The sequence below is a fragment of the Pseudomonas sp. CJQ_9 genome (assembly GCF_043106615.1).
GTDB lineage: Bacteria > Pseudomonadota > Gammaproteobacteria > Pseudomonadales > Pseudomonadaceae > Aquipseudomonas > Aquipseudomonas juntendi.
On sequence record NZ_JBICMS010000083.1, the window covers coordinates 117,966 to 140,754 of the forward strand.

Sequence of the window (22,789 nt, forward strand, 5' to 3'; positions counted from 1 at the left end):
CCCTGTCTCTCGCAGGTTCTGCCTGGGCGGCTAACCTGTTTGGACACATTCACGACAAGGACAAGTGCGATGCCTGAAGAACCGAGCGAATACCAAGAATCACGCGACCTGACCATCACCCGTGTACTGCGTGCGTCGCGCACCGCCCTGTGGCGGGCGTGGGCCGAACCTGACCTGCTCAAGCAGTGGTGGTGCCCATTGCCATGGACCACTGAAGTGATTGCCCTGGACCTGCAAGCGGGTGGCGCCTTTCACACTTGCATGCATGGGCCGGACGGTGCCGGCCATGAGAGCCGAGGCTGCTTTCTTGAGGTGGTTCCGCTGAAGCGGCTGGTGTTCACCAACCTGTTGCTGCCCGGCGGGCGACCGACCAACACTGACCTTGGATTCACCGCGGTCATCACGCTGGAGGATGAGGACGGTGGGTGTCGCTACACAGTGCGGGTCATGCACCCAACCAGCGCTGTGCGCGAGCGGCATGAACAGATTGGCTTCCTGCAAGGGTGGAACGCGGTAATCACGCAGATGGATGCGCTCGCCATTGAGCTGCGCTGATTGCTGTTGTACTTGAGCAATTATCCCCAGGGGATAAGGCTGCTAGGGTCCATGGATGTCTGCTCGCCGTAGCGTATCAAGCCGGTGCAACGATGACAGCGCATCGGGCTTGCCATTGAACTCGGCGAGCAGACCCGAGGCACAAATATCCCCTGGGGATAACGCTGCACAAGGCTATAGAAGTCTGATTTCACAGGGCTACGGGCAGCCCAAGCGCTGGGCCAACTGCCCAGGTTGTTTCTTCAACGTAGCCTGCACATCGGCAGGGAGCGACGACCATAGCGTGAGGCCCGAGCGCTTTTCGATTTCCGCAACCGTGACCTGCTGGGCACAGAAGTCAGCGTTACGCGGCGTGTCCTGATCCATCACGAACGAGGCATAGAGACCTTGCTCGGGACTGCTGCCGATATAGATGGCCTTCCAGTAGCCGCTCGGGATCGTGTGGGCCTTGGTGGCGTTCGGCAATGAACCGACATCGCGCTCGTACAGCGGACCCGTGACCACATAAACGCCGTCGGCACCTGGATCGTTGCGCAGTTCGCGCTCTCGATTTTCCAAGCGTTTCCACGCCCCTTGATTCAACGCAGTCTTCTGCGGTGTGATGTTGGAGAGGTAGTTCAACGCCTGCCAGTTCCGCACCGCGCCCATCGATGCCAGGTTGGCCTGATGACCCCGCTCCATCGCCAACGAGCCCACACCGATGTAGTCCTTGGGATCCAAGGTTTCTTCAACGGCGATGTCTGGATCTTCGGACCAGCATCTGTCCCGGCCGCTCGCAGGGGTCTCGTTGGTGATGCGATAGGCCACCCAATCGGCGAATTTGGTGGTGGCGTTGTTGCTCAGCGTGTAGGCCTCACGATCCAGCACCTGGCCCGCGATGCCCGTTGGACAGCCCACGCCGCAATGCCCTCCCACCAGATCGGCTACACGGCCCGATGGCTTTTGCAGAGAGGGTGTCGAGCAGCCTGTCACGGCGATCGCCACCAGCAGCAGCCATCCCTTCACCCAAGTAGATTTCACCATCTCGTCCGGCCTCACTGATTGTTTAAATGAGCAGGTTGGATCGTCCGTTGACGGACACGCAGCCGGAAGCTATCCCGCCAAAATATCCCCGGGGGATAGCGCTGCCAACGGCTACTGAGATCCAGTCCTTTGCCCTCAGCAATCAGGCCACAGGGCGCTGCGGTTTCTTCACTGACAGCCTTCCTACGCGCCCGCGAAGCTGCCCGCTCAATCTCCCACTTGAGTGGTTCTCCCATGAGCAACGATCTACAGCTCAACCTCGGCGCGTTGCGTAGCGCCATGCAACTCACCCTGCACACCCATCACGCCTCACGCATCTGGCACGGCCGCACCCGCAGCGACAGCCACCCCGGCATCATCGGCCTCAGTGGCTTCGTGGCGATCATGAACAAAATGAAGCGCGGCGCCGAGCAGGACGATCCCTACTCCGATGCCTGGATGCTGCGCATCGAAGACAAGTTGAACAGCACCAAGGCCACGCTTCAGGCGTTGCGCGAGCAGGTGGATCAGGTCCTGGCGGATGTGCCCGCAGCCTTGAGCTTGGGCGAAAACCTCAACCTGCAGCCGGTCAACCTGCCACTGTTCGTCAACGCCCAACTGGGCTTCATGGCCGTCTACCTGCTGGCCGACTACGACGACCTAGCCCGGCGTCTGATCCTGGCGCACCACACCGCGCTGATCGACCGCGAAACCCAAGATCGCTGGCTCACCGAGGGCGCCCATGCGCTGCGCAGCCTGTTCAGCCTGGCGCAGCAATACAAATTCTCCGGCGCACAGCGTGACGACTTCGCCGCCAACAACGCCGTCGCCCGCCTGGCACGGGAGCGTTTTGGCGAGCTGCCGCAGGAGGTGTTGGACGGTACGCGCCGTTCGCGTTTCGCCCCGCCGATTGTTCGACGTACCCCGCTGGGCGGTCGGCGCTTGCGCACGGGCGAGACCGACGAAGCGTTGGCCGCTGATGCAGCGGACAGCAGTGCCGACGATGGCGCCTCGAACGATGAGGACGACTTGCCATGAGTGCGCCCTACTTCATCCCGCTGGCACATGCCGACTATCAGGCTCTGGCACAGAGTGCCTACCTAAAAGGCCTTTTACAGCCCTTTAAAGGTAAGGGGAGTTTGGCGACCTGGGCCAGCCAATGTTTTGCCCTGCGAGATGGGCTGATCGCGCTGGCCAGCGATCGGGTACTGGCGCAGGCCAGGGCCTACCCGTTCAACCGGCTGCCGGTGCAGCTCAGCCCTCAGGTTACTGGCGCAGGAACAACCTTTCTGCGCTGGCGCAACGTGTCGCGTACCTCAATGGGCGTGGTGTTGTGGGAGGGGCTGATGGCTGACCCAGCCACGCCGGCCGTGCTGCGCGACGACCTGTTGGCGCTGGAGCAGCAGCGCATCGTTCTGAACCTGCAGATCAGCCTGACCCACAGCCTGGCGCGCCAGGCCGAGGACTGCGCCAGGAAATGGGCGCATGCCGAGGCCATCCATCAGCAACACACCGCTAATTTCGAGGACAACCAACCATGAGCACGCATTTCTATGGCGAGGGCAATATCGGTTCCGCGCCTGAGTTCCGTACGTTCAGCAATGGCAACGACGAGCCGCGCCGGCTGCTGCGGTTGAACGTCTATTTCGACAACCCAGTGCCGACCCGCGATGGCTATGACGACCGAGGTGGCTTCTGGGCCCCGGTCGAACTGTGGCACCGCGATGCCGAACGCTGGAGCGAGCTATACCAGAAAGGCATGCGCGTGCTGGTCGAGGGGCGCTGCGTGCGGGACGAGTGGGAAGACGAGGACGAGAACACGCGGGTGACGTTCAAGGTCGAGGCGCGGCGCGTGGGCATTCTGCCGTATCGGCTGGAGGCTGTTTCGTTGAGTAGCAAGCCGGTAGCGGGTTCGAGTTCAGCGGCTGCTTCACCTGCACCTCCGGCGCCTGCGCCAGATGAAGTGGAGGACTGAACTGAAGTCAGCGAGCGGCTGCGCCAACCGTTTGCCGCTCGCCATGCGCCAGCGTGGGCGGTTCGGCGCTGCCGCCAATTATCCCCAGGGGATACGCCTGCCAACGTCCACTGAAGTCTGCGAGCTGTCTCCTTCCTCCTACTCGCCACACGTCCCGCCTCATGCCGACATCCACCCGAAACGCCCGCATCCAGCATCTGGTCAACGTCTCCGGTGGCAAGGACAGCACTGCCACCTACCTGTTGGCGCTTGAGTCAGGCCGTCCGTTTCGTGCGGTGTTCGCCGACACCGGCAACGAACATGAGCTGACCTACGAATACATCCAGCGCCTGCACGAACGCACCGGTGGCCCGAAGGTCGAGGTGGTGCGGGCCGACTTCAGCCGAGAACTGGCGCAGCACAAGTCCTATCTGCTGCGGGAATGGCCCAGGCAAGGCATCGCTGCAGCCCTCATCGAAGAAGCTGCCGCCCTGCACGACCCGACCGGTAACCCGTTCCTGGACCTGTGCATCAGCAAGGGACGCTTTCCTTCGCGGATGGCGCAGTTCTGTACGTCCAGCCTGAAAGAGGTGCCGATCACTACCCAGATGGTCGGTCCGATGTTGCGCCATGGGCCGGTGCTGCAGTGGCTGGGCATCCGTGCCGACGAAAGCCGCCACCGTGCCCGGCAGCCTCGCTTCAACCACCACGAGTCCGGCTCGATGCTGTGGCGACCGATATTCCACTGGAGCGCCGAGGCTGTTTGGCAGCAGCACCGTCGGCACGGCCTTGCACCCAATCCGCTGTACGCCATGGGTATGGGCCGGGTCGGTTGCATGCCCTGCATCAATTGCCGCAAGGCCGAGCTGCGCAGCATCGCCGAGCGCTTCCCCGCGCATATCGACCGCATCGAGCGGTGGGAGGCGGTGGTGTCGGCGGCGAGTAAGCGCGGTGCATCGACCTTCTTCCCTGCTGTGAAAGACCCGACTGAGGCTGGCGACGGCAACTTTTCACGTATCCGCGATCTGGTCCAGTGGAGCCTGACCAGCCACGGCGGGCGGCAGTACGCGCTGTTCTTCGATGAGCAACATGGCGGCGGATGTAGTTCCGATTTGGGGCTGTGCGAGCTCGACTCCGCCGGCTGAGGCTTGGTGCTCGGCGCTTGAAATTATCCCCTGGGGATACTTCCACCTACGTCCACTGAGGTCCGCGCGCGAGCCATCAGGAAACTTCTGTTGCAGTCGCTTTTGACTCATCCCGGTGTCGCTGGGCGACTCGTACTCACAAATCCGGGTGCTGCCGCGTTCGGCTTGTTCGGCGACAGCCCCTCCCACGCTACGCACTCTGGGCTCAGGTATCGCTGACTCAGGTCAGCACCTTCCCAGGCAGCCGAGGCCTTCAAGGCTGCGACACGACGCATTCGTGTTGACCACTCCCCTCCGACCCGAGATCTCGCGATTGCGGCAGCGCCAGTGCCCCTGGCGTGACGGTCGGTCTTTTCTTCTCTACCAGGAGCAAGCCATGCCTATGGCATTTCATCCACTTGAACCGTGTAAGGACACCCCTTACACTCTAGTCCCATGATCATCAGCTTCAGGCACAAAGGCCTGAAGGCGCTGCACCAGCGAGGCGATGCCTCGGGGGTGCGGGCTGATCATACCGAGCGTTTGTGTCGCCTTCTGGCGTACCTTGAAGAGGCGCAAACCCCAGCCGACATGGCACTGCCCGGCTTGCGCCTGCATACACTGCAGGGCCAGCGTTCTGGTTACTGGGCCGTCAATGTCTCCGCCAACTGGCGCTTGGTGTTCCGCTTCTGCGGCACCGATGTCGAGCTGGTGGATTACCTCGATTATCACTAGGAGGCTTTCAATGCCGATGTATGATCCTCCCCATCCCGGCGAATCGCTCCGCGAGGACATTCTGCCGGCCATCAACATGACCATCAGTTCGTTGGCTGAGCACCTGGGGTATTCCCGTGGGCAGCTGTCCACGGTCATCAACGGTCACGCCGGTATCTCGGCAGACCTCGCCTACCGCCTGGAATTGGCCGGGCTGGGCAATGCCCGTATGTGGCTGGCCCTGCAGGCCGCTTATGACCTGTGGCAGGTAGAGCACCGTGAGCACCCGCCTATCACCCGGCTATTCAATCCTGATCTTATGGCGCACGCCGCCACCTGAGTTCTACAGCCCCGCTTGCGGGGCTGTTCTCGTTACGTCCCACGTCCACTGACGACCACCGCGTTCCGCGCGCGGCACATGACGAAGCTGCCGATGCGCACGCTTCGCTGCTGCTCCTGCTGTTTCAGGTTGCCCGCTACTGAGCGGCTGCACCAACCCTTTGGCCGCTCACCTGCGCCAATCAGCCTGCTAGTCCTCTGTACTGCGCCAATCCGAAGGGCCTCCTGACGACACCTAACTGTGTGCCGTGAGGAGGCCCTTCGGGTCAGCCGTAATCCTGGCCGGGCCCGCCGGCGAATGCTGGGCGCCTTTTGTGCGCGGATGTGTGCCTGTTGTTCCAACCCTCGCCACGACACGGGTTGGGTGAGCCGATCGCGCCAGTCTGGACATGACGACATCCAGCGCTGCCGACGACGCCACGGTGGTATCGCTGTCCCAGCCGACGGTCCTCCCGCTCGGCACCTTGATCACCCTCCTCCATTGCGCCGCTCCTGCTTGTGGAGCGAGTGCCCGATCAAGGTTCCCTTCCTATGAAAACCCCACCTTCCGCGTGGCGCTACGGCAGTGTCTGTAGCGGCATCGAAGCGGTCAGCGTGGCTTGGCAGCCGCTCGGATTGAGCGTGGCCTGGTTCGCGGACATCGACCGTTTCGCCTCTGCCCTGTTGGCCCATCACTACCCGCGTGTGCCCAATCTGGGCGATCTGCTGCAACTGCCCTTTCGCATGCTCGCCGGCGAGCTGGAAGCCCCGGACATCCTGGTGGGCGGCACGCCCTGCCAGGCCTTCAGCCTCGCGGGCCTGCGCCAAGGGTTGGCCGACCCGCGCGGTGCCCTGACCCTTTGTTATGTGGAGCTTGCCGATGCGATCGATCACATCCGCGCCTATGAAGGGCGTCCACCGGCCGTGTTCGTCTGGGAGAACGTGCCCGGCGTGCTCAGCGACCGCGGCAACGCGTTCGGCGGCCTGCTTGCCGCCCTGGCTGGGGAAGATCATCCGCTTTGCCCGCCACGCCAGCGTTGGTCGCACGCAGGTGTGGTGCTGGGCCCCCGCCGAACAATCGCGTGGCGGGTGCTCGATGCCCAATATTTCGGCCTGGCCCAACGACGCCAGCGTGTGTTTGTTGTCGCAAGTGCTCGACCCGGGTTCGATCCCGCCGAAGTACTGTTTGAGCGCGAAGGCCTGCGCCGGGATTCTGCGCCGCAGCGCACGGCACAACAAGGCATTGCCGGCACCCTTACGACACGCAATGCTGGCGGTGATCTGGGCTGCCTGCAGCCGGTGATGCCGCCGCTGTGCCTGGCCCATGGTCAGGGTGGTGCCGAACTGTTGGTCGATGGCGCACCGACGCTGACCTGCAACCATGAAGCACCGATTCTGGTGCAGGCCATGGCCGTGCGCCGGTTAATGCCGGTGGAGTGTGAGGCGCTGCAGGGGTTCGGGCGCGACTACACGCGGATACCTTGGCGCAGCAAGCCCGCTGAGCACTGCCCGGATGCGCCGCGCTACAGGGCGCTGGGCAACAGCATGGCGGTGCCGTGCATGGCCTGGATTGGGCGACGGCTGCTCAGGGCGCTGGAGCAATCGGGGCGAGGCGACCTACGGATTGATCGCTGACGATGCTTTTTGATGGGACGAGGCTGATGGCCGGTATCGCTGACCTCGGTCAGCACCTGCCCAGACAGTCCCGGACTTCAAGGCTGTGCCACGTCGATGACGCGGTGTCCTCACTTTTCGCAGCCTATCAGGAGCACTCCATGTCTCAGTCCACCGAAACACCTCAATCCCTACGCGACGAACTGATCCACGCACAGCAAGCACCGACGGCGTTCTTCATTACCTGGCGCCAGGGTGTAAAGCTGGCGGGTGTGTACTACTTCGGTGACGGTACTGCCGAAGGGTACGACCGTGCCAACTGCCTCGACGATCTGGCCCCGAACCTTGAACGAATCAACGACGTGCTGGACGTGCTCAGCTCGGGTGAACTGACCTTCCTGACGGCCTTGAGCAGTTTCTACAACGCTCACGACGGCGGCATAATGCTCACCGAAGTGCGTGTCGAAGGCCTGGCGGACTTGTGCAGGCTCGACCTGAAGCGCCGGCAGATCATCGCCACGCTGCTGCTCAGCTATGAAGGTTGGTAGCCGTCTCTACTTCATCTAGCAGAGCCCCTATTCGGGGCTCTTTTCTTTCGTGCTGGATCTTCAGCTAATGCGTATACCTGGGCCGCACATTAATGGCGTAGGTCTTGCCGTCTTCAGGATTTACCCACTCTTCATAGGTGACATGTTGTTCCGCGTAAAACGTTCCGTTATCCGATGTAAATCTGTAGCTTCCGTCAGGTGCCTCAGCCCCCCTATCGTCCGGTGCGGCTGAGGAAGCTGACTCATGATCCTTCTTGGACATGACCAAACCTCCTCATAGATCTACTCATCCCAATCAGAGCAGTGACAAAATAGATTCAAAGCAGATGTAGCTCATTCCGGTCGGACTTGCGCCGCCTGCATACCTTTTGTCCCCTTCTCGGCCACAAAAGTCACCGTCTGCCCTTCCTTCAAACTCTTGAAACCATCCGCCTCGATGGCTTTGAAGTGAACGAAAAGGTCATCGCCACCGCCCTGCGGCGTAATGAACCCGAAGCCCTTTTCATCATTGAACCACTTCACTGTGCCAGTTTGCCTGTTGCTGCCGCTCATGCTGTTCACCTTCGATCATTGAGGTACGTATTGGCTGGCAAACCTGATAACAAGGCATCGTCCAGCTACGCCCTATTCTCAGGCCGGGGCGTGCAAGCAGCTACTGGCATTTTTATCAGTTCGGTCACCTCTTCGCCGTGGAGGAATAGGGCTCTCTCACCTGTTCAGCCCGCCCTCTATCAACCCGTAGCCAGTGGTACAAAAATTCAATAATCCACCCCTCTAGCAAATGGCCAGCCAATCCCTACACTGCGCTCAATGCCGCTTGCTGGCCTGGACCTTGCGCCTGTGCACGGACAAAGAGCAGTCACCCTTGGATGGTCCTACGTGCAGGTGTTGGCATGGCGTTTCAACTCGACCTGGTGCGGGTCTTCTACGCACTCATCACGCTCAAGCAACGGCTTTTACCTCGACGGCTCAGTCAGGAAGAGGCCAGCCTGCTCGAACACTTCCGTACCCTGTCCGAACAGGACCGGATCGCGCTGCGCTATCTGTGCACGGCGATCCGTGAGACGTCCCGGCACGAGCGTCAGTGAAACCGGGTGGGCTGCGCTGCTGATTCACGCGCGACACGCGGAACGCGATTGAGCATGCTCTGCCCCATGTCCGCTGGCGTTGCCAGCAACATGCCCAGGTAGCCTCGGTCTTCAAGGCTACGGCGCTGTGCTTACCGCGCTGACCTCCTTCATCCATTGCTGTTCCAACCACCCTTGCGGGGAGTCATCCTCCCCCTCCGGGCGGCGGTCTCCGCGCGTCACTGATCGGAGATCTTTCATGTCCAATACTTCCCACGAAGCCAGCTACTTCGACCTGCACATCACCGGGTTGGGTTACCTCAACCGCATCCGCGAAGTCACGCCCAAGAAGGGCGACAGCTTTCTCGCCTGCGATATCGCTGCACTCAATGGTCCCAGCGACAAGGCCGAGTACCGACGCTTCGACGTTCGCGTGTCGGGTAACAAGGCTCAGCAGCTGATCCGCCGCTGCCGCCAGGCGGTGGATGACAAGCGCAAGGTCCTGATCGGCTTCCGCCTTGGCGATCTGTATGCCGATACCTTTGTCTACGAGAAAGGTCCCAACGCCGGCAAGCATGGCGTCAGCCTGAAAGCGAGGCTGTTGTTCATCAGCTGGATCAAGGTCGAAGGCGAGAAGGTCTACAAGGCCGAGCCGGCCAGCACGGCTGCCAGCCTTCCTGATGATGAGCATTGCACTCCTCACGATGTATCTGCCGAAGCCATGGCGAGCTGAAAGCTTCCCGGAAACAGATCCCCTTTCCCCGTGAAGCCTATGCTTCACACACTCATCCACCGGGGTCCCTGTCCCGTTGGGATGCAGGGCGCCGGTTCATGGAGTAGAAAAACATGGATTGGAAAACGCTCTGCAAAACCACCAAACCCAAGTTCTCTTTGGGCGCGCTGTTGTTCTCCGCAGGCTTCAATCGCCTGGTTCACGAAGGCCTGATCGATCCCGTACCCCTGCTGCATCGCCATGTACGCGGCGACTGGGGCGATATGGACGATGAGGACAAGCAAATCAATGACGATGCACTGAACGCACATTGCCGCCTGTTCTCGGCCTACGAGGTGCCGCCGCACTATCGCGTGTGGGTCATCACCGAAGCAGATCGGAGCACCACCACGATGTTACTGCCTGAAGATTACTAATCACCTATCACGGCCTCTTCGGAGGCCGTTCCTTCTTGTGCCCCTACAATTCGCCACGCTGCCACAATCGAACAGCGCGCCCACACGCTACCCTGCAAACACTCAACTCATTACTGACGAACCAAGCGCGCTTGCGTCAAATCCGGGCAGCATTCAGCACTGCAAGCCCGTATCAGGCCCTCCTATCGTGGCGTGTCAAAATATTTCCAGCCTTGCGAGGTTCAACGGCCCTTTGCCACACTGAAGCACTTCATCACTGGAGCCGGCCATGTCGATGCTCGCTGATTACCGCCGACTTGAACGAAAACTAGCCCGCAAGCTTCGTCAGTTGGAAGCACTGAAAAGGCACCCAGGCCTGCAGCGCGAGATTGAGTTCGAGGAAAAGCTTTTCTGCCTGCTCGCTGATTACAACTTCAGCACACACGAGGTTTTTTCAATTTTCGCCCCCTGTCTGGTCCCCGAGCTGAAGCCATGGGCGCCTGCAAGGCCCAGACAACAGGGGAAGCGTCGAGACATCAAACACTACAGCAACCCTTACACCGGCGAAATCCTTTCGGTTAAAAGCGGCAGCCTTAATAAGACTTTGAAATCCTGGAGGCTACGCTATGGCCCCTTGGAGGTTGAATCGTGGATGTCCACGCAAAGCGGATAGCGTTCGCTCGCCCACTTCGCCACAAACTCGAAAACCGGCTTCAGATCGCCCAGCAGCGTGTTCAGGCTCGCTTCCAGCTCACCAATCGCCTGGGCAACCGGTTGGACGCCCGCAGCGAAGGCCTCACGGCTGACCTCGGCCACATCAATGCCGGGCAGCTCCAGATCGAGCTGCCGAACACCGCTCAGTACGGCCAGTTCGCGGCTGGAATAGGCACTGTCGTGAATCACGACGTTCCGCGACTTCCGATAGGCCTCCATCGTCGCCTTGACCGCAAGCAGTGCTGCATATACCTGCGGATGTCCCTGTACCTGCTCAGCGATCAGCTGATTGCTCTTGCGCGTCCTGTTTGATAACTGCAGTGCATCCGCCACCAACAGGAACGCCCGGTCTACGGCGCCAATGCCCCGGAAGATGAAGTTCTCGTAGTGGTAGCGATACACCTCGGGATCAGGGTCGGCCGACTCGCTCAGTGCTTTGAGAAAGCCCAGCGCCAAACGCAGCGACGCCAGTGTGTTGTCCAGCTCGCCCACTCGGCCGTAGACCGCCTGGGTAAAGTACTCGGCGGTCGTCGCCTTGGCGCGGGTTCGCCCTTCCTTGATGGCCAGCATCCCTTTCAGTGCATAACTGCAAAAGAAGGAGTTCAAGCACTGCAGGCCTTCATGTTCCATCAATGAACGATGTTTCATCGCCTCGACACCCAATTAAACATTATGTTTATTTCTTTGGTAGTGGAGCATCGCTATAGTTGACTACTTGCGTAGGCCATAGCGCTCAATGCCGCGTGCTAGATGACCCCATGTCTACCAGCCCACCACTCGAAAGGGAAAACATCCTACACGGAGGTGCGATGATTAACCGAACAGTGGCCGATTGGCAGCGCCTGCAGGACCTGCCGGCGCTGCTCAAGGAACTTCCAGCTCTCGCCAACGAGTTGGGCTTCCCTTACTACAGTTTCACCTACACCAGCCTTACCCACTCGGTCAGCACAGCAAATCTTCCACCAGATGGCGAGAAGCTGATCCAGGTAGCACTGGGATCCAGACCAGACAATCAACGGTATTCGAACGTGCCGGTGCTGTGGAACGAAAACGCCTTTCGGGGTGCGAGCAGTTTATGGCCCCATGCGTATGCACTCGGCCTGCGGCACGGTTGGATCCAACCGCTGTACGACAGCACCACTCACAGCAACCTGACGCTGTTGCGTCCTCACGTCAGTCTGTCGATCGCCGAGCGTTATGAAAAGACCGCCTGGGTCATGTGGCTGGGTGAGCGTCTGCACCTGGCAGCCACCCGGGACATCCCCTCACTCACAGGCGATCACGCGCCTTGCGCACCTTCTCGCGAAGCTCAAGATCCAGCGGCGGATAGTAGATCCAATGCGTCGTATACGACGGAAACCAAACGCGCTTGAGCAATAGCAAGCCGCCTGCCAGGACGGCCAAGACCACCGGCGCAACGTGGTCTTGCAGCGCGGCCATGGCAGATGCGATCAACGAATCGTCGCCTGTACCAATCAGCGGCAATGCCCCATCTAGCATCGCCAGCACCAGGCAGCCGAACACCAGGTCGCCGAGCGTCTGCATGAAGGCATCTTGTTCTTGACGCCTCGTGACGTGACGGTGGTACCAGTCCAGCAGAAAACTGTTGTTCTCGCGCAAGGCCAGCTCAAGCAGATCACGCTCAGCGACATAGCCGAGCGGCCGCCCGCGATGCTCCTCCGCACTGAACTGGACACTCGGCAGCAGGGTTATCACCTCCCAGCCGATCCAGCGCACGATCGCGCCGAGCATGGGCAGCACCAGTGACATCACCAGCGCGAAGCCTGCCAACGTCACGGCCAGGAATGCCAGGTCTTGCAGCAACCCATCGCTATGTTTGCTCCAGGCCATCAAGCCTTGCCCGGTCCACAGCAGCTGGGCCAGGTCGAGAAACAGCACGCCGCAGGCAAGGCGCAGTGCCCATTGCACTTCCCACGCGCGCTCCAGCCAGCTGAGGCTTATGGCCGGCGCAGTGCTTGAACCGTTCGATGATGGTGTCGTGTTTGACATGAATCTCCCTCCCCGTTTCATCGAGGCAGGACTCTACGCGCGGGTCAATCTTCAGGGAATGCACCACGTCCGGTTTCTTGGCTGATTCTGCTCAGAAAGGTTGCAAATACTGGTGCCGGTCTCCCATGAGGTCTGTGCCATGCGCCTTTCAGTCGTTTGCCTGTTGTTTGTTTTCGCCCTCGGTGGCTGCGCGTCCGGGCCTGAACCGTCACTCCCGCAGGTCATTGCGACGCAGCCCTTGACCACCGAACCCACCTGGGTCGAGCGACAGTCGCGTTACACGCTGGTGGAACTGACGCCCGATTTGGCCCAGCAGGATCTTCTGTTGCAGGTGATCGATGTGCGCCTACCCAACGGGCTGTCGCTGACTATGGGTGACGCCTTGCGCTATGTACTGCGACATTCGGGGTATCGGTTGTGCGAGGGCGGGCCTGAAATGCAATCGCTTTTCGAATTGCCGTTGCCGGCCGCCCATTTTCAGCTGGGGCCAATGGTGCTGCGTAGTGCGTTGCTGACGCTGGCAGGGTCGCGTTGGACGTTGCAGGTAGACGACCGCGCCCGGCAGGTGTGCTTCACCCCGGATCTCGCCGTTGATCCGGAGGCCCGCCATGAAGCCCCTTGAGATCATTCGAGCACGGCCAGCCTGGGTGATGCCTACGCTGGCGGGGTTGTTGGTTGCTGGAGCATTCATCTATCAACAACGGTCATTGGAGCAGCTGGCTGAATCGGTGCAAGCCCGTGCACACACCGCTGAGGTGCAGTCACTGGGCGAGCGCCTTTCTGCGCTGGAGCAGTTCAACGACACCCAACAGAAGCGGCCCAAAGCCATCACGCTGGAGCAACTGTCTGACTTCAGGCGTGAGCTGGTAGCGCAGGTCACCGCCCTGGGCGTGCAGGTTGCCGACCGCGCAACTGCCAGTGAGCTGCAGGCCCTGAACGACGAAGTGGTGGCAGTCAGTGCTTCGGTGCTGAAGCTCGAAGCAGAGAAGGTCGTGCAGCGATCGAGTAAACGCCCATCGCTCAAATCTACGCCTAAGGCCCCGCCCTTCACCGTGCAAGCGATCGAAGTGCGCGGTGGCCAACGATTCGTCGCCGTCAGCCCACGCGGCAGTACCGGTCCTGAGCAGATCCAGTTGCTGCGCCTTGGCGATCACTACCAGGACTGGCAGCTCGACGCGATTGAGCCGCAGGCGGTGTTGTTCCGGGTTGGTGGCGAAATTCGTCGTCTGGACACCAGGTAGGAGACGACCATGAAAATTCTCCTGTCGCTGGTATTTGCCCTGCCCTTGTCAGTGTCCGCTGCACAACCCACCGAGACCCAGAGCACGGCGAAGGCATCGGCGGTCGCCCCGCTCACGAACGAACAGGCGGCCCGCGATTGGGGGCTCAAGGACGAGGAGTGGAGCCGCTATCAACAGCTGATGCAAGGCCCTTTGGGCACCTACTCGCCCAACCTCGACCCGCTCAGTGCGCTGGGGATCGAAGCGCAGTCGGATACCGAGCGGCAACGCTATGCGGCCCTGCAGGTACAGGCCGAGGCACGCCGCGTGGAAAAATTACTGGCCTATCAGCGCGCCTACGACGATGCGTGGAAAAAGCAGTTCCCCGGCGTGTTGCCGGTCAACCTCACCGGTGGCGTATCGGCGTTTCCCAAGGTTGCACTGCCCGCTGGGAGCGGTCGCCTGGCGCTGTTCGTCAAAGCCAACTGCCCTGCATGCAACGCCCAGCTCCAACAACTTCAGGCCAGTGGCACCTCATTTGACCTGTATCTGGTGGGCAGTCGCCAGGATGACGCTCATCTGCGTCAGTGGGCCCGAGCAGCCAACATCTCTGCCCGCAGTGTTCAGAACCGCAGCATCACCCTCAATCATGACGGTGGCCGCTGGTTGTCCCTGGGCCTGCCCGGTGATCTGCCCGCGCTGGTGCGCGAAGTGGGTGGGCAATGGCAACGACAGTAAGCCTACGTCACGGGCTGGCCCTCTGGATCAGCTTGGCGCCTGCCATTGCTTGGGCGCAGATCCCGGAGACCTATCAACGGGTGGCGCGGCAGGCGGGCGTACCGACCAACGTACTGTACGCCGTAGCCCTACAGGAAAGCGGGATCTCGATCCGCAAGCGGCGCTTGCCATGGCCCTGGACCTTGAACGTGGCCGGCAAAGGTCACTACTACGCCACCCGCATTGAGGCGTGCCAGGCGTTGCTCAGCGCTCGGCAGCACACCAACGCCAGACGCATCGATGTCGGGCTGATGCAGCTCAACCTGGGCTATCAGCAGCGCCATTACCGGCAGCCGTGCGATTTGCTGGACCCGACACGCAACCTGACGGTGGCCGCTTCGATTCTGCGGCAGCACCGACGGCCGGGTGAAAGTTGGATGCCGGCCATTGGCCGCTATCACCGGCCTGCAGGTGGCCTACCCGCTGCCCAGTACCGCCGCAGCGTGAGCAAGCACCTCAACCAACTCGCGGCTGAGAGGATGGCCCCATGAAGTTCTTGTTGCTGCTTGGACTGGCGCTCCCGGTTTGGGCATCTGCGGATGAGCCGGCGATGCGAAGCCATCCCTACAGCGAAGCTGACATGCTGCCGGTCCGAACGACTGTTCTTTCGCCGGGTGCGGTTGCCTCGCGTCGCCAGGCCACGCCCGGCATGCCGGCACTCTTCCTGATCGGGGACGACGCGATGTCACGGGCATGGCTGCAGCGACGACTGCCTGCACTGCAACAGCTCAAGGCGGTGGGGTTGGTCGTACGGGTGAAATCGGTGTCCGACTTGGAGCGCCTGCGTGCATTAGCCCCCGGCGTATCCCTTTATCCTGCCTCGGCCGATGACCTGGCCCAACGCCTGAAACTGTCGCACTACCCCGTACTGATCACCGCCAACTCCATCGAGCAGTAGCATGAGCCAGGCCCATGCCATTGAAGTGCTGCTGCGGCCAGCGGTCGAACTGTACAGCGCCGCCGTGGGCTTCGCGGCGGCATTCTTGTGCCTGTTCGCCCCCTGGTCGCTGGCGTTGAATGACACCTTGGGGTTGGCATCGGCCATTGTCTTTATGGCCTTCGGAGCGTTGCGGCTTCGCCAGGCCTGGGAGGTATTGCGCTACCAGCGCAACCTGCGCCGCTTGCCACGTTACACCCTGACTAGTCGCCAGGTCCCAGTCAGCCAGCAGCGGCTATTTCTCGGCCGGGGCTTTCGCTGGGACCAACGGCACACGCATCGGCTGCTGCAAACCTACCGCCCCGAATTTCGCCGCTACGTCGAACGGCCCGCTTGGATTCAGGCTGTGCGCCAGATGGAAGTCCGGCTGGAGTTCGCGCCCTACCCGCTGCGCAACTTGCCGCGCCTGACGCGCTGGGATCACCCGCTCAACCCTGCACGCCCACTGCCTCCTGTGGGTGGCCTGTCCCGCCTGCATGGCATCGAGCCAAATGAGGTCGATGTCACCTTGCCGCTGACTGAGCGCGTCGGGCATACCCTGGTGCTGGGCACCACGCGAGTTGGCAAGACCCGCCTGGCCGAGCTGCTGATCACCCAGGACATCCGCCGCAAGATCGCCGGCCAACACGAGGTGTGCATCGTCTTCGACCCCAAAGGCGATGCAGAGCTGCTCAGGCGCATGTACCTGGAAGCCAAGCGGTCCGGTCGCGAAGGTCAGTTCTACGTGTTCCACCTGGGCCAACCGGACACCTCCGCCCGCTACAACGCCATCGGCCGCTTTGGCCGCATCACCGAAGTGGCCTCGCGCATTGCCGGGCAGCTTTCCGGCGAAGGCAATTCCGCCGCCTTTCGCGAGTTCGCCTGGCGCTTCGTCAACATCATCGCCCGCGCCCTGGTCGAGCTGGGCCGGCGCCCGGACTACCTGTTGATCCAGCGCCATGTGGTCAACATCGACCCGCTGTTCGTCGAATACGCCGCGCACTTCTTTGCTAAGCACGATCCCAAGGCCTGGGAAGCCATCGTGCAAATCGAGGCCAAACTCAACGAGAAGAACACGCCCCGCCATATGGCCGGGCGGGACAAGCGCGTGGTGGCCATCGAGTTGTATTTGAACCGCACCAAGCTCTACGACCCCGTACTGGAAGGCCTACGCTCGGCCGTGCGCTACGACCGCACCTACTTCGACAAGATCGTCGCCTCGCTGCTGCCCCTGCTGGAAAAGCTGACCACCGGCAAGATCGCTCAGCTGCTCGCCCCAGACTACAACGACCTGAACGACCCGCGGCCGATCTTCGACTGGATGCAGATCATCCGCAAACGGGCCATCGTCTATGTAGGGCTGGATGCCCTGTCCGATCCCGAAGTGGCCGCTGCCGTGGGCAACTCCATGTTTGCCGACCTGGTGTCGGTGGCGGGTCACCTTTACAAATTTGGAGTGGATGACGGCCTGCCAGGTGGCGGGCCCGGTATCAAGCTGCCGATCAACCTGCACGCCGACGAGTTCAACGAGCTGATGGGAGACGAGTTCATTCCACTGATCAACAAGGGCGGCGGCGCCGGCATGCAGGTGACGGCGTATACCCAGACGCTCAGCGACATCGAAGCGCGATTGGGTAACCGCGCCAAGGCCGGCCAGGTGGTGGGCAATTTCAACAACCTGATCATGCTGCGCGTGCGCGAGACAGCGACGGCCGAGCTGCTGACCAAGCAGTTGCCGACGGTCGACGTGTACAGCACCTCGGTAGTCAGCGGCGCTACCGACAGCTCCGATCCGCAGGGCGCCACGGCGTTCACCTCCAACACCCAGGACCGCATCAACACCCACAGCGTCCCGATGATCGAGCCGGCACACATCGTCGCCCTGCCCAAGGGGCAGGCCTTTGCGCTAATCGAAGGTGGCCAGTTGTGGAAGATCCGCATGCCGCTGCCGGCGCCAAATGCCGACGAAACGATTCCAGCAGATCTGCAGGCCTTGACCCGCTACATGCAGCAAGAGCCTGACGATGACTGGTGGAAACAGGTTGCCCAGGAGCCTGGGGCTGATCTGCCGAGCGATCTACAGGAGGAGCGTGTGCCATGAAAGACCCCGCCGTCACGGCCCAGAGGCAGCAGGCGCAGCAGCAAAGTGCCCTGGTCAGTCTGATCACCCTGCCCTTTCGCTTTATCGGTGTGCTCGGCGGCTCGCTGTTCCTGTGCATTCTGATCGAGTGCATAGGCATGCACCTGTTCTGGCCGGAGCAGGGCTGGCGGCATGCGCAGAGCATGCTCACCTACGAGCTGGACCAGTTGCCGAAGAACTTCACCCGCAGCGTGCTGGTACAAGAGCCGGGGCGCACCGCGCAGCAGATCGTAGGGCTCGCCTACGACGGGGTGTTCGTGCAATCAGGACTGATCGAATGGGTAGAAGACGCGGCCCGGCAGGCACGTGGGGAGCGCCTGCCGGCCGAGCCGGATTTTCGCTTTTACCTGAGGCAAGCCTATCGCTCGCTGGAAAGCTACCTGCTGGCCAGCGCCTATACCGTGCTGGTGTTCCTGCTGCGCCTGCTGGTGCTGTGCCTGAGCCTGCCGCTGTTCGCCCTGGCAGCTTTTGTCGGGCTGGTGGATGGGCTGGTGCGGCGGGACATCCGCCGCTTCGAGGCGGGCCGTGAATCGGGCTTCATCTACCACCGGGCCAAAGCCTGCCTAGTGCCCTTGGCCGTGCTGCCGTGGGTGGTCTACCTGGCGATTCCGATAAGCGTACCCCCAATCCTGATCCTGTTGCCGGCAGCGCTCTTGTTGGCGGTGACTGTGGATATCTCGGCAGCCAGTTTCAAGAAACACCTATGACTCGCGTCATCAGTTCCTCCTGCCCCGCACTTAGACCAGAGTCAGCCTCCCAATACTGGGTTGACACTGCACACCACAAGCCGCATGGAGCCACGACTCATGGCTACATATAGGTTACGAGCGTCCAAACCATCACCGTTCATAATCACCGCGACCTCAGCTTCCAAGCCCTTCAGCAACAACGTGCTGCCGACAGCACGCTTGGGCAGCGGCCGGCCCTGCATCCGGTTCTCCTCTCGCACGCGCTGTGTAGCCGCCTCAAATGTCGTTGCGCCTGATGCGGCCTGCCGCATGGCCTTCGATGCGGAATACAGAATCGCGGGACGATGAACGCGCACGTCTTGTTGCGCCCGCAACGCCGAGAGCAAATCCGCAGCGGACTCTAACGATGGCAGTTTCAAGAAGTCCTGAGCAGCGATCTCCGCCTTGGTAGCTGGATTACGGGCCGTACCTCTGGCCAACGACTCCAGCCGTTTCATGAACGCAGGCACGGCCAGGTTTGTCATCACGCTCTGCGCAAACGCCATGAGATCTACCAGGCCCGATTGACTGGCAGGCACATAGCTGCGCCCAAACGCTAATAGGTCTCGAAGATCCACGGCCTCAACCGTAACCGCTCCCGGCGTCTGACTGGCAATGTTCCGCTGGCTTTCCGGGCTGATCGAATCGCCAATGATCAGCACACGCCCATCAGCGATCGGCGAGGCAGTTCGCGCAGCGGCCAAGCGTTTAGGGTGATCGTCAGCCCCCGCCAGCGGCACCCATGTCACCTGGGGCGGCGCCTGCCGCAGATCAATACGCTCGCCACTTGCCAGCGCACGTCGCGCTTGCAGGAGCCAGGCGCCCAGCATGGGTTCACCCGCATTGTTCCAGCGCCAGGGTGTTTGCAGCTCATGCACCACCGGAAAGTGTGCGCACACGTGCTGGTTCCAGTCAGCCAGCGCATTACCGGGAAAGCCGAAGATGGCCTGCATCGGATCGCCGAGCACGCAGGTTGGCAGGACAAGCGACAGGAAATACACGATGGCATGCTGAGGCACCGAACAATCCTGATACTCATCGACAATCAGCTGTGCGTAGCTGGACTTGACCACATCACTGGCATGTCCTGCTTTGAGCAGTTTCCAAGCCGCCTCGCGGATAGCCGGATAGTCACGCGCAGCAGCTCTCAAGTCCAAGATCGCAGGGTCATGACCGCTACGGATGGGGAATGTCGAGATGAGGCGCATTGCCCAACCGTCGATGGTGGACAGCCTGTAAGCGGAGGCGCGAACACCAGCACGGTCGAGCCTGGCACGCAACGCAGCGACGCCCGCATTCGTGTGCGTCAGCACGAGTATGGGTTTTGTGCCCTGGTAGGACGCCAGCGCCTTGGCGATCAGCTGAGTCTTGCCGCAGCCCGCAGGGGCCGTGACGGTCCCCCGGTTAATCTGTAGCAGATTGACTTCGGCGTCTATCATTGGGCTGCCCATCCAAAGATGCGGTCCATCTTGGCAGTGAAGGCTTGGTTGCCATTCATGAGGTCAGGCGCAATGACGGTGCGGGCAGCTTCCTCCATCCACGAGATGGATTTGAACCAGCCAGCTTTGCGGATACGTGATGCCTTGCCGAGCAATGTTCGTGTATCCACAGACAGCGATCCGCCCTGAGCTTCCGCCCAAATGGAATCAAGCGATGCTGCGTTGTTCGATACGGTCACGACATGCGAGCGAACCAGATCCTCGTGAAGACTATGAGCGAACGTGATGAGGTTCAGGCAGCCATTCACAGACAGACTGTGGAAAAGCTCATCCTCCAGTGCCCGTCCGTTGTCCCACGCGACGAACTGGCCGGCCTTGCGCAAGAACTCTTGCTCAATCGCAGCCGTAGGCTGCTTATCGTCATCGCGAACCACCATGACCCGGTAGCCCAACGCTTGGAATGCAGCAGCACGCTGATAGGGGCGGTCGGCATCGCCTCCTCCGCTATCTACCAGGCCAACGCCCAGTGCCATCAACGACGGGCGTCCCTGCTCGATCCGGTAAAGATCGAGACCACGGATCAAGCCTATCTCGCTTGCCCCTTCACAAATGATCACGGACCGGGCCAGAAAGGCTTCCGGGAACAGCCTGATAGCGCTTTGAATATCGTCTGCGCTACCAACGTGACGAACTTCGTGCTTGCCATCAACCGGCCGCACTACGCTTAACTGGTCGCCGCTGAGTTCGCGCAGTGCGACGGGCGAGTGAGTGGTGAGGAACGCTTGGATAGGCGGCTTTTCCGCTTCTTTGGCGCCGAGCGATCCCAGAAATCGAGTGATCCGGTGAGGCTCAAGACCATATTCCAGCTCATCGGAAAGCACGATGCTGGCACCGGCCTCAGCCTTGCGTTGGAGTCCCGCGACCAACAGCCGCGTCGAGCCAATGCCCAACCCTCGCAGAGGAATGCCGGCCTCGTTGTGAAGCGCAATGGTGCCGGCCCCGAAGGACACTGAGTGGGCATCCAGCAGCGCCCTTGCCTTCGCTCCCACGGTAACGCCCAGCTCATCCGCAGTTGCCTTGACCAGTCCTAGAGCGGCACCCAGCTGCAGTTCGGCCTGATCCCCAAAGGTTTGGCGCGCATCGCGGGCAGCCTGAACCAGTACGACAGAAGCATCTGGCCGCTCTTCCGAAATACGGTTGAGCACAGAGCCTCGTTGCCAGCTCAAGTTGTAGTCCGAGTAGGTGCCGATACGAGTAGGCGCCAACGCCAGCCGGTCTTTCCACGCCAGACTTTTGGTGACACCTTGCTGAGCCGCCCGATTCGACAGCAGCGTCCATGACGGCTCAAGATCACTGGCAACCGTGAGGTTGAGCGTCAACACCACTTCGGCACCGTGCTCAGGCTCATCCTCCAGGAGATCCAGCTCACTGAAGTACCCGCGTAGGAACAGCCCATACCCATCCAAACTCATCATGGACGCGTCAAGCTCACCGAGCGTGAGCGTAATGCTGATGGGGTTGGTGATATCTAGACCATGGAAGTCAGTATCTGAAAATTGGGCGTTTCGGCGCGCCCCCAGACAGAGGTCGATAGCATCCAGAACCGTGGATTTCCCGCTATCGCCTGGGCCGATCAGGCAGTTGATGCCGGGGCTCGGGCACCAACTCAGCTGTTTGATCCCGCGGAAGTTCGCAATTTCAACCTTTCTGATTCTTGCCATAGTCCTTCATAGCTCCATGTCGGGCCTAGCCAGGTAGTCCGGCAAGACTGCCTTAACCGCTGTCGCGAATAAAGCGGTGGATTGCTGTGCCCGTTTCTTTGCAGCATCCACAAGCTGCCTTCCCCATCATCGGCCCGTTCCAAGCACGTGGAGGGCCATGACAGTGAATGCACCATCGCGCCGCGCTTCGCAGTGGTTTCTGCTTAGCGTTCTGCTAATTGGCGGTATCGGTAAGCTCCCAGCCAGAGATTCTGATATTGAGCGCGCCCAACTGGCCGCCGTGCTCCGCCAGCTGGATGCCCTGGAACGGCACGCCGACAACAGCGCCGCCCTCCCCCATCCGATCGCCGCCCGCTACCACTTCGACTACCTGCGACTGCGCGAAGACATCCAGCGCATCCGCACCGGCGTGCAGGACTACCTCACGCCCCAGCGAGCCCAGCCCCGCGACCCGGCCCCCTTGCTCGGCGAGTACAGCGGCGAGGCCGACGCGCCATGACCGCTGCCCAGCAAGCCGCCTTCCAGGCCCACAGCGGCTTCACCCCCTCGCAGATGGCCACTCTGGTCCTGTCACTGGTGTTCGCCGTAACCCTGCTCTGGGGCGCCTGGGCCATCCGTACCGCCTACACCGGCTGGGCTGAGCAACGCCTCAGCAACCGCCAGTTCGTCGGTGTCGTTTTCCGCTTCGTCGCGCTGTACCTGGTGCTGACGTTCTTCCTCCTGTCCTGATGGAGTTGTCGTGATGAACCGTTGCCCTGCCCACTTCCGCCGTACCGTGCTGCTCGGTGCCCTCTTCAGTCCGGCCATGGCCGTTGCCCAAGGTCGTTTGCCGACCATGGAAGATCCGTCCCGCGGGGCAGGTAACGGGATCATCCAGACCATGCAGAACTATGGCTACGACATCGTGCTGCTGATCGCCCTGCTGGTGGTGGCCGGGATGTTCATTGGCGTGTGCTACCACGCCTACACTCGCTATTCCGAGATCCACACCGGGCGGGCCACTTGGGGCCAGTTCGGCCTGACCATCGCCGTCGGCGCCATGCTGCTGGTGGTGGGCATCTGGTTGCTGACCAAGGCCACCACCATTCTGTGAGGGTGAC

31 protein-coding genes are annotated in these 22,789 nt (G+C 61.4%); 24 read left to right on the forward strand and 7 right to left on the reverse strand.

All coding sequences use genetic code 11. From position 1 onward, the window contains the following. Window positions 1–69: 69 nt before the first annotated feature. On the forward strand, window positions 70–555 hold the full coding sequence (locus tag ACF8SD_RS16635) for an SRPBCC family protein (protein ID WP_392484743.1): 486 nt from the start codon (window positions 70–72) through the stop codon (window positions 553–555). Between the two features lie 198 nt (window positions 556–753). Here the strand turns inward: ACF8SD_RS16635 and ACF8SD_RS16640 are convergent, their stop codons facing one another. After that, window positions 754–1,575 (reverse strand): DNA/RNA non-specific endonuclease, encoded by an 822-nt coding sequence (locus ACF8SD_RS16640; RefSeq protein ID WP_392484744.1) that lies wholly within the window; start codon window positions 1,573–1,575, stop codon window positions 754–756. A 237-nt stretch (window positions 1,576–1,812) separates the two neighbouring features. On the opposite strand from ACF8SD_RS16640, the gene ACF8SD_RS16645 reads away from it, so the two are divergent. The 8 genes from ACF8SD_RS16645 (at window position 1,813) to ACF8SD_RS16680 (ending at window position 7,829) form a co-directional block, all read left to right on the forward strand. After that, on the forward strand, window positions 1,813–2,595 hold the full coding sequence (locus ACF8SD_RS16645; protein WP_392484745.1) for a PFL_4669 family integrating conjugative element protein: 783 nt from the start codon (window positions 1,813–1,815) through the stop codon (window positions 2,593–2,595). Continuing rightward, entirely contained in the window at window positions 2,592–3,098 is a 507-nt protein-coding gene (locus ACF8SD_RS16650) for a DUF3158 family protein (RefSeq protein ID WP_392484746.1), read from the forward strand. Before ACF8SD_RS16645 ends, ACF8SD_RS16650 begins: the two co-directional genes overlap by 4 nt. Next, window positions 3,095–3,532 (forward strand): single-stranded DNA-binding protein, encoded by a 438-nt coding sequence (locus tag ACF8SD_RS16655; protein ID WP_392484747.1) that lies wholly within the window; start codon window positions 3,095–3,097, stop codon window positions 3,530–3,532. The genes ACF8SD_RS16650 and ACF8SD_RS16655 overlap by 4 nt, the downstream gene beginning before the upstream one ends. Window positions 3,533–3,693: 161 nt before the next feature. Continuing rightward, on the forward strand, window positions 3,694–4,656 hold the full coding sequence (locus ACF8SD_RS16660; RefSeq protein ID WP_392484748.1) for a phosphoadenosine phosphosulfate reductase family protein: 963 nt from the start codon (window positions 3,694–3,696) through the stop codon (window positions 4,654–4,656). A gap of 435 nt (window positions 4,657–5,091) precedes the next feature. Continuing rightward, window positions 5,092–5,370 (forward strand): type II toxin-antitoxin system RelE/ParE family toxin, encoded by a 279-nt coding sequence (locus tag ACF8SD_RS16665; protein WP_392484749.1) that lies wholly within the window; start codon window positions 5,092–5,094, stop codon window positions 5,368–5,370. A 10-nt stretch (window positions 5,371–5,380) separates the two neighbouring features. Beyond that, window positions 5,381–5,689, forward strand: coding sequence for a HigA family addiction module antitoxin (locus tag ACF8SD_RS16670; protein WP_392484750.1), 309 nt, complete (start codon window positions 5,381–5,383; stop codon window positions 5,687–5,689). Window positions 5,690–6,219: 530 nt separating this feature from the next. Further along, a complete protein-coding gene (locus ACF8SD_RS16675; RefSeq protein WP_392484751.1) occupies window positions 6,220–7,302 on the forward strand; it encodes a DNA cytosine methyltransferase in 1,083 nt (360 codons plus the stop codon). A gap of 140 nt (window positions 7,303–7,442) precedes the next feature. Beyond that, the gene (locus ACF8SD_RS16680) at window positions 7,443–7,829 is read left to right on the forward strand and encodes a hypothetical protein (RefSeq protein WP_392484752.1); all 387 of its coding nucleotides are present in this window, start codon (window positions 7,443–7,445) and stop codon (window positions 7,827–7,829) included. A 64-nt stretch (window positions 7,830–7,893) separates the two neighbouring features. Here ACF8SD_RS16680 and ACF8SD_RS16685 read toward each other — a convergent pair whose 3' ends face one another. Then, window positions 7,894–8,091, reverse strand: coding sequence for a hypothetical protein (locus tag ACF8SD_RS16685; RefSeq protein ID WP_392484753.1), 198 nt, complete (start codon window positions 8,089–8,091; stop codon window positions 7,894–7,896). Between the two features lie 71 nt (window positions 8,092–8,162). Beyond that, a complete protein-coding gene (locus ACF8SD_RS16690; RefSeq protein WP_392484754.1) occupies window positions 8,163–8,381 on the reverse strand; it encodes a cold-shock protein in 219 nt (72 codons plus the stop codon). A 341-nt stretch (window positions 8,382–8,722) separates the two neighbouring features. Here ACF8SD_RS16690 and ACF8SD_RS16695 point away from each other — a divergent pair, with 341 nt between their 5' ends. The 4 genes from ACF8SD_RS16695 to ACF8SD_RS16710 all read left to right on the forward strand — a co-directional run bounded on the left by ACF8SD_RS16695 (window position 8,723) and on the right by ACF8SD_RS16710 (window position 10,697). Further along, the gene (locus ACF8SD_RS16695) at window positions 8,723–8,917 is read left to right on the forward strand and encodes a hypothetical protein (protein WP_392484755.1); all 195 of its coding nucleotides are present in this window, start codon (window positions 8,723–8,725) and stop codon (window positions 8,915–8,917) included. Between the two features lie 238 nt (window positions 8,918–9,155). Then, a complete protein-coding gene (locus tag ACF8SD_RS16700) occupies window positions 9,156–9,629 on the forward strand; it encodes an STY4534 family ICE replication protein (protein ID WP_392484756.1) in 474 nt (157 codons plus the stop codon). Between the two features lie 113 nt (window positions 9,630–9,742). After that, window positions 9,743–10,045 (forward strand): plasmid related protein, encoded by a 303-nt coding sequence (locus tag ACF8SD_RS16705; protein ID WP_392484757.1) that lies wholly within the window; start codon window positions 9,743–9,745, stop codon window positions 10,043–10,045. Window positions 10,046–10,313: 268 nt separating this feature from the next. After that, entirely contained in the window at window positions 10,314–10,697 is a 384-nt protein-coding gene (locus tag ACF8SD_RS16710) for a histone-like nucleoid-structuring protein, MvaT/MvaU family (protein ID WP_392484758.1), read from the forward strand. Here ACF8SD_RS16710 and ACF8SD_RS16715 read toward each other — a convergent pair. Continuing rightward, entirely contained in the window at window positions 10,649–11,386 is a 738-nt protein-coding gene (locus ACF8SD_RS16715) for a Cthe_2314 family HEPN domain-containing protein (RefSeq protein ID WP_392484759.1), read from the reverse strand. The two genes, ACF8SD_RS16710 and ACF8SD_RS16715, sit on opposite strands and share 49 nt — an antisense overlap. Window positions 11,387–11,547: 161 nt before the next feature. Between ACF8SD_RS16715 and ACF8SD_RS16720 the strand changes: the two genes are divergently transcribed. After that, the gene (locus tag ACF8SD_RS16720) at window positions 11,548–12,111 is read left to right on the forward strand and encodes a hypothetical protein (protein ID WP_392484760.1); all 564 of its coding nucleotides are present in this window, start codon (window positions 11,548–11,550) and stop codon (window positions 12,109–12,111) included. On the opposite strand, the gene ACF8SD_RS16725 is transcribed toward ACF8SD_RS16720, so the two are convergent. Beyond that, on the reverse strand, window positions 12,008–12,748 hold the full coding sequence (locus tag ACF8SD_RS16725; protein WP_392484761.1) for a hypothetical protein: 741 nt from the start codon (window positions 12,746–12,748) through the stop codon (window positions 12,008–12,010). The two genes, ACF8SD_RS16720 and ACF8SD_RS16725, sit on opposite strands and share 104 nt — an antisense overlap. A gap of 238 nt (window positions 12,749–12,986) precedes the next feature. Between ACF8SD_RS16725 and ACF8SD_RS16730 the strand changes: the two genes are divergently transcribed. From ACF8SD_RS16730 to ACF8SD_RS16760, 7 genes are read left to right on the forward strand one after another with little or no spacing between them, the layout of a single operon-like run. Next, complete coding sequence (locus ACF8SD_RS16730) at window positions 12,987–13,370, forward strand: hypothetical protein (RefSeq protein ID WP_392484762.1); 384 nt, start codon at window positions 12,987–12,989, stop codon at window positions 13,368–13,370. Further along, entirely contained in the window at window positions 13,357–13,989 is a 633-nt protein-coding gene (locus ACF8SD_RS16735) for a hypothetical protein (protein WP_392484763.1), read from the forward strand. The genes ACF8SD_RS16730 and ACF8SD_RS16735 overlap by 14 nt, the downstream gene beginning before the upstream one ends. Before the next feature lie 9 nt (window positions 13,990–13,998). Next, a complete protein-coding gene (locus ACF8SD_RS16740; protein ID WP_392484764.1) occupies window positions 13,999–14,706 on the forward strand; it encodes a TIGR03759 family integrating conjugative element protein in 708 nt (235 codons plus the stop codon). Next, window positions 14,691–15,236: a transglycosylase SLT domain-containing protein gene (locus ACF8SD_RS16745; protein ID WP_392484765.1), complete on the forward strand. Its 546-nt coding sequence runs from the start codon at window positions 14,691–14,693 to the stop codon at window positions 15,234–15,236. Before ACF8SD_RS16740 ends, ACF8SD_RS16745 begins: the two co-directional genes overlap by 16 nt. Then, entirely contained in the window at window positions 15,233–15,643 is a 411-nt protein-coding gene (locus tag ACF8SD_RS16750; protein ID WP_392484766.1) for an integrating conjugative element protein, read from the forward strand. Before ACF8SD_RS16745 ends, ACF8SD_RS16750 begins: the two co-directional genes overlap by 4 nt. A 1-nt stretch (window position 15,644) precedes the next feature. Next, the gene (gene traD / locus ACF8SD_RS16755; RefSeq protein ID WP_392484767.1) at window positions 15,645–17,762 is read left to right on the forward strand and encodes a type IV conjugative transfer system coupling protein TraD; all 2,118 of its coding nucleotides are present in this window, start codon (window positions 15,645–15,647) and stop codon (window positions 17,760–17,762) included. Next, the gene (locus ACF8SD_RS16760; RefSeq protein WP_392484768.1) at window positions 17,759–18,508 is read left to right on the forward strand and encodes a TIGR03747 family integrating conjugative element membrane protein; all 750 of its coding nucleotides are present in this window, start codon (window positions 17,759–17,761) and stop codon (window positions 18,506–18,508) included. Before traD ends, ACF8SD_RS16760 begins: the two co-directional genes overlap by 4 nt. Before the next feature lie 41 nt (window positions 18,509–18,549). Here the strand turns inward: ACF8SD_RS16760 and ACF8SD_RS16765 are convergent, their stop codons facing one another. Both ACF8SD_RS16765 and ACF8SD_RS16770 read right to left on the reverse strand, forming a co-directional pair. Further along, entirely contained in the window at window positions 18,550–19,968 is a 1,419-nt protein-coding gene (locus tag ACF8SD_RS16765; RefSeq protein WP_392484769.1) for a UvrD-helicase domain-containing protein, read from the reverse strand. Further along, a complete protein-coding gene (locus ACF8SD_RS16770; protein WP_392484770.1) occupies window positions 19,965–21,689 on the reverse strand; it encodes an ATP-dependent endonuclease in 1,725 nt (574 codons plus the stop codon). The genes ACF8SD_RS16765 and ACF8SD_RS16770 overlap by 4 nt, the downstream gene beginning before the upstream one ends. Before the next feature lie 157 nt (window positions 21,690–21,846). Between ACF8SD_RS16770 and ACF8SD_RS16775 the strand changes: the two genes are divergently transcribed. Genes ACF8SD_RS16775 through ACF8SD_RS16785 form a run of 3 tightly spaced genes read left to right on the forward strand, consistent with a single transcriptional unit; the run spans window position 21,847 to window position 22,782 of the window. After that, window positions 21,847–22,188 (forward strand): RAQPRD family integrative conjugative element protein, encoded by a 342-nt coding sequence (locus ACF8SD_RS16775; protein WP_392484771.1) that lies wholly within the window; start codon window positions 21,847–21,849, stop codon window positions 22,186–22,188. Next, a complete protein-coding gene (locus tag ACF8SD_RS16780; RefSeq protein WP_392484772.1) occupies window positions 22,185–22,418 on the forward strand; it encodes a TIGR03758 family integrating conjugative element protein in 234 nt (77 codons plus the stop codon). The genes ACF8SD_RS16775 and ACF8SD_RS16780 overlap by 4 nt, the downstream gene beginning before the upstream one ends. A gap of 13 nt (window positions 22,419–22,431) precedes the next feature. Then, on the forward strand, window positions 22,432–22,782 hold the full coding sequence (locus tag ACF8SD_RS16785) for a TIGR03745 family integrating conjugative element membrane protein (protein ID WP_392484773.1): 351 nt from the start codon (window positions 22,432–22,434) through the stop codon (window positions 22,780–22,782). Window positions 22,783–22,789: the final 7 nt, after the last annotated feature.

Bases quoted from the DNA above. Each gene is read 5' to 3' on its own strand.
- ACF8SD_RS16650 (WP_392484746.1), top strand. From the start codon at position 2,592: ATGAGTGCGCCCTACTTCATCCCGCTGGCACATGCCGACTATCAGGCT.
- ACF8SD_RS16680 (WP_392484752.1), top strand. From the start codon at position 7,443: ATGTCTCAGTCCACCGAAACACCTCAATCCCTACGCGACGAACTGATC.
- ACF8SD_RS16660 (WP_392484748.1), top strand. From the start codon at position 3,694: ATGCCGACATCCACCCGAAACGCCCGCATCCAGCATCTGGTCAACGTC.
- ACF8SD_RS16700 (WP_392484756.1), top strand. From the start codon at position 9,156: ATGTCCAATACTTCCCACGAAGCCAGCTACTTCGACCTGCACATCACC.
- ACF8SD_RS16710 (WP_392484758.1), top strand. From the start codon at position 10,314: ATGTCGATGCTCGCTGATTACCGCCGACTTGAACGAAAACTAGCCCGC.
- ACF8SD_RS16770 (WP_392484770.1), bottom strand. From the start codon at position 21,689: ATGGCAAGAATCAGAAAGGTTGAAATTGCGAACTTCCGCGGGATCAAA.
- ACF8SD_RS16765 (WP_392484769.1), bottom strand. From the start codon at position 19,968: ATGATAGACGCCGAAGTCAATCTGCTACAGATTAACCGGGGGACCGTC.
- ACF8SD_RS16735 (WP_392484763.1), top strand. From the start codon at position 13,357: ATGAAGCCCCTTGAGATCATTCGAGCACGGCCAGCCTGGGTGATGCCT.
- ACF8SD_RS16745 (WP_392484765.1), top strand. From the start codon at position 14,691: ATGGCAACGACAGTAAGCCTACGTCACGGGCTGGCCCTCTGGATCAGC.
- ACF8SD_RS16775 (WP_392484771.1), top strand. From the start codon at position 21,847: ATGACAGTGAATGCACCATCGCGCCGCGCTTCGCAGTGGTTTCTGCTT.
- ACF8SD_RS16645 (WP_392484745.1), top strand. From the start codon at position 1,813: ATGAGCAACGATCTACAGCTCAACCTCGGCGCGTTGCGTAGCGCCATG.
- ACF8SD_RS16685 (WP_392484753.1), bottom strand. From the start codon at position 8,091: ATGTCCAAGAAGGATCATGAGTCAGCTTCCTCAGCCGCACCGGACGAT.
- ACF8SD_RS16750 (WP_392484766.1), top strand. From the start codon at position 15,233: ATGAAGTTCTTGTTGCTGCTTGGACTGGCGCTCCCGGTTTGGGCATCT.
- ACF8SD_RS16780 (WP_392484772.1), top strand. From the start codon at position 22,185: ATGACCGCTGCCCAGCAAGCCGCCTTCCAGGCCCACAGCGGCTTCACC.
- ACF8SD_RS16665 (WP_392484749.1), top strand. From the start codon at position 5,092: ATGATCATCAGCTTCAGGCACAAAGGCCTGAAGGCGCTGCACCAGCGA.
- ACF8SD_RS16690 (WP_392484754.1), bottom strand. From the start codon at position 8,381: ATGAGCGGCAGCAACAGGCAAACTGGCACAGTGAAGTGGTTCAATGAT.
- ACF8SD_RS16715 (WP_392484759.1), bottom strand. From the start codon at position 11,386: ATGAAACATCGTTCATTGATGGAACATGAAGGCCTGCAGTGCTTGAAC.
- ACF8SD_RS16740 (WP_392484764.1), top strand. From the start codon at position 13,999: ATGAAAATTCTCCTGTCGCTGGTATTTGCCCTGCCCTTGTCAGTGTCC.
- ACF8SD_RS16725 (WP_392484761.1), bottom strand. From the start codon at position 12,748: ATGTCAAACACGACACCATCATCGAACGGTTCAAGCACTGCGCCGGCC.
- traD (WP_392484767.1), top strand. From the start codon at position 15,645: ATGAGCCAGGCCCATGCCATTGAAGTGCTGCTGCGGCCAGCGGTCGAA.
- ACF8SD_RS16635 (WP_392484743.1), top strand. From the start codon at position 70: ATGCCTGAAGAACCGAGCGAATACCAAGAATCACGCGACCTGACCATC.
- ACF8SD_RS16705 (WP_392484757.1), top strand. From the start codon at position 9,743: ATGGATTGGAAAACGCTCTGCAAAACCACCAAACCCAAGTTCTCTTTG.
- ACF8SD_RS16720 (WP_392484760.1), top strand. From the start codon at position 11,548: ATGATTAACCGAACAGTGGCCGATTGGCAGCGCCTGCAGGACCTGCCG.
- ACF8SD_RS16675 (WP_392484751.1), top strand. From the start codon at position 6,220: ATGAAAACCCCACCTTCCGCGTGGCGCTACGGCAGTGTCTGTAGCGGC.
- ACF8SD_RS16695 (WP_392484755.1), top strand. From the start codon at position 8,723: ATGGCGTTTCAACTCGACCTGGTGCGGGTCTTCTACGCACTCATCACG.
- ACF8SD_RS16670 (WP_392484750.1), top strand. From the start codon at position 5,381: ATGCCGATGTATGATCCTCCCCATCCCGGCGAATCGCTCCGCGAGGAC.
- ACF8SD_RS16785 (WP_392484773.1), top strand. From the start codon at position 22,432: ATGAACCGTTGCCCTGCCCACTTCCGCCGTACCGTGCTGCTCGGTGCC.
- ACF8SD_RS16655 (WP_392484747.1), top strand. From the start codon at position 3,095: ATGAGCACGCATTTCTATGGCGAGGGCAATATCGGTTCCGCGCCTGAG.
- ACF8SD_RS16760 (WP_392484768.1), top strand. From the start codon at position 17,759: ATGAAAGACCCCGCCGTCACGGCCCAGAGGCAGCAGGCGCAGCAGCAA.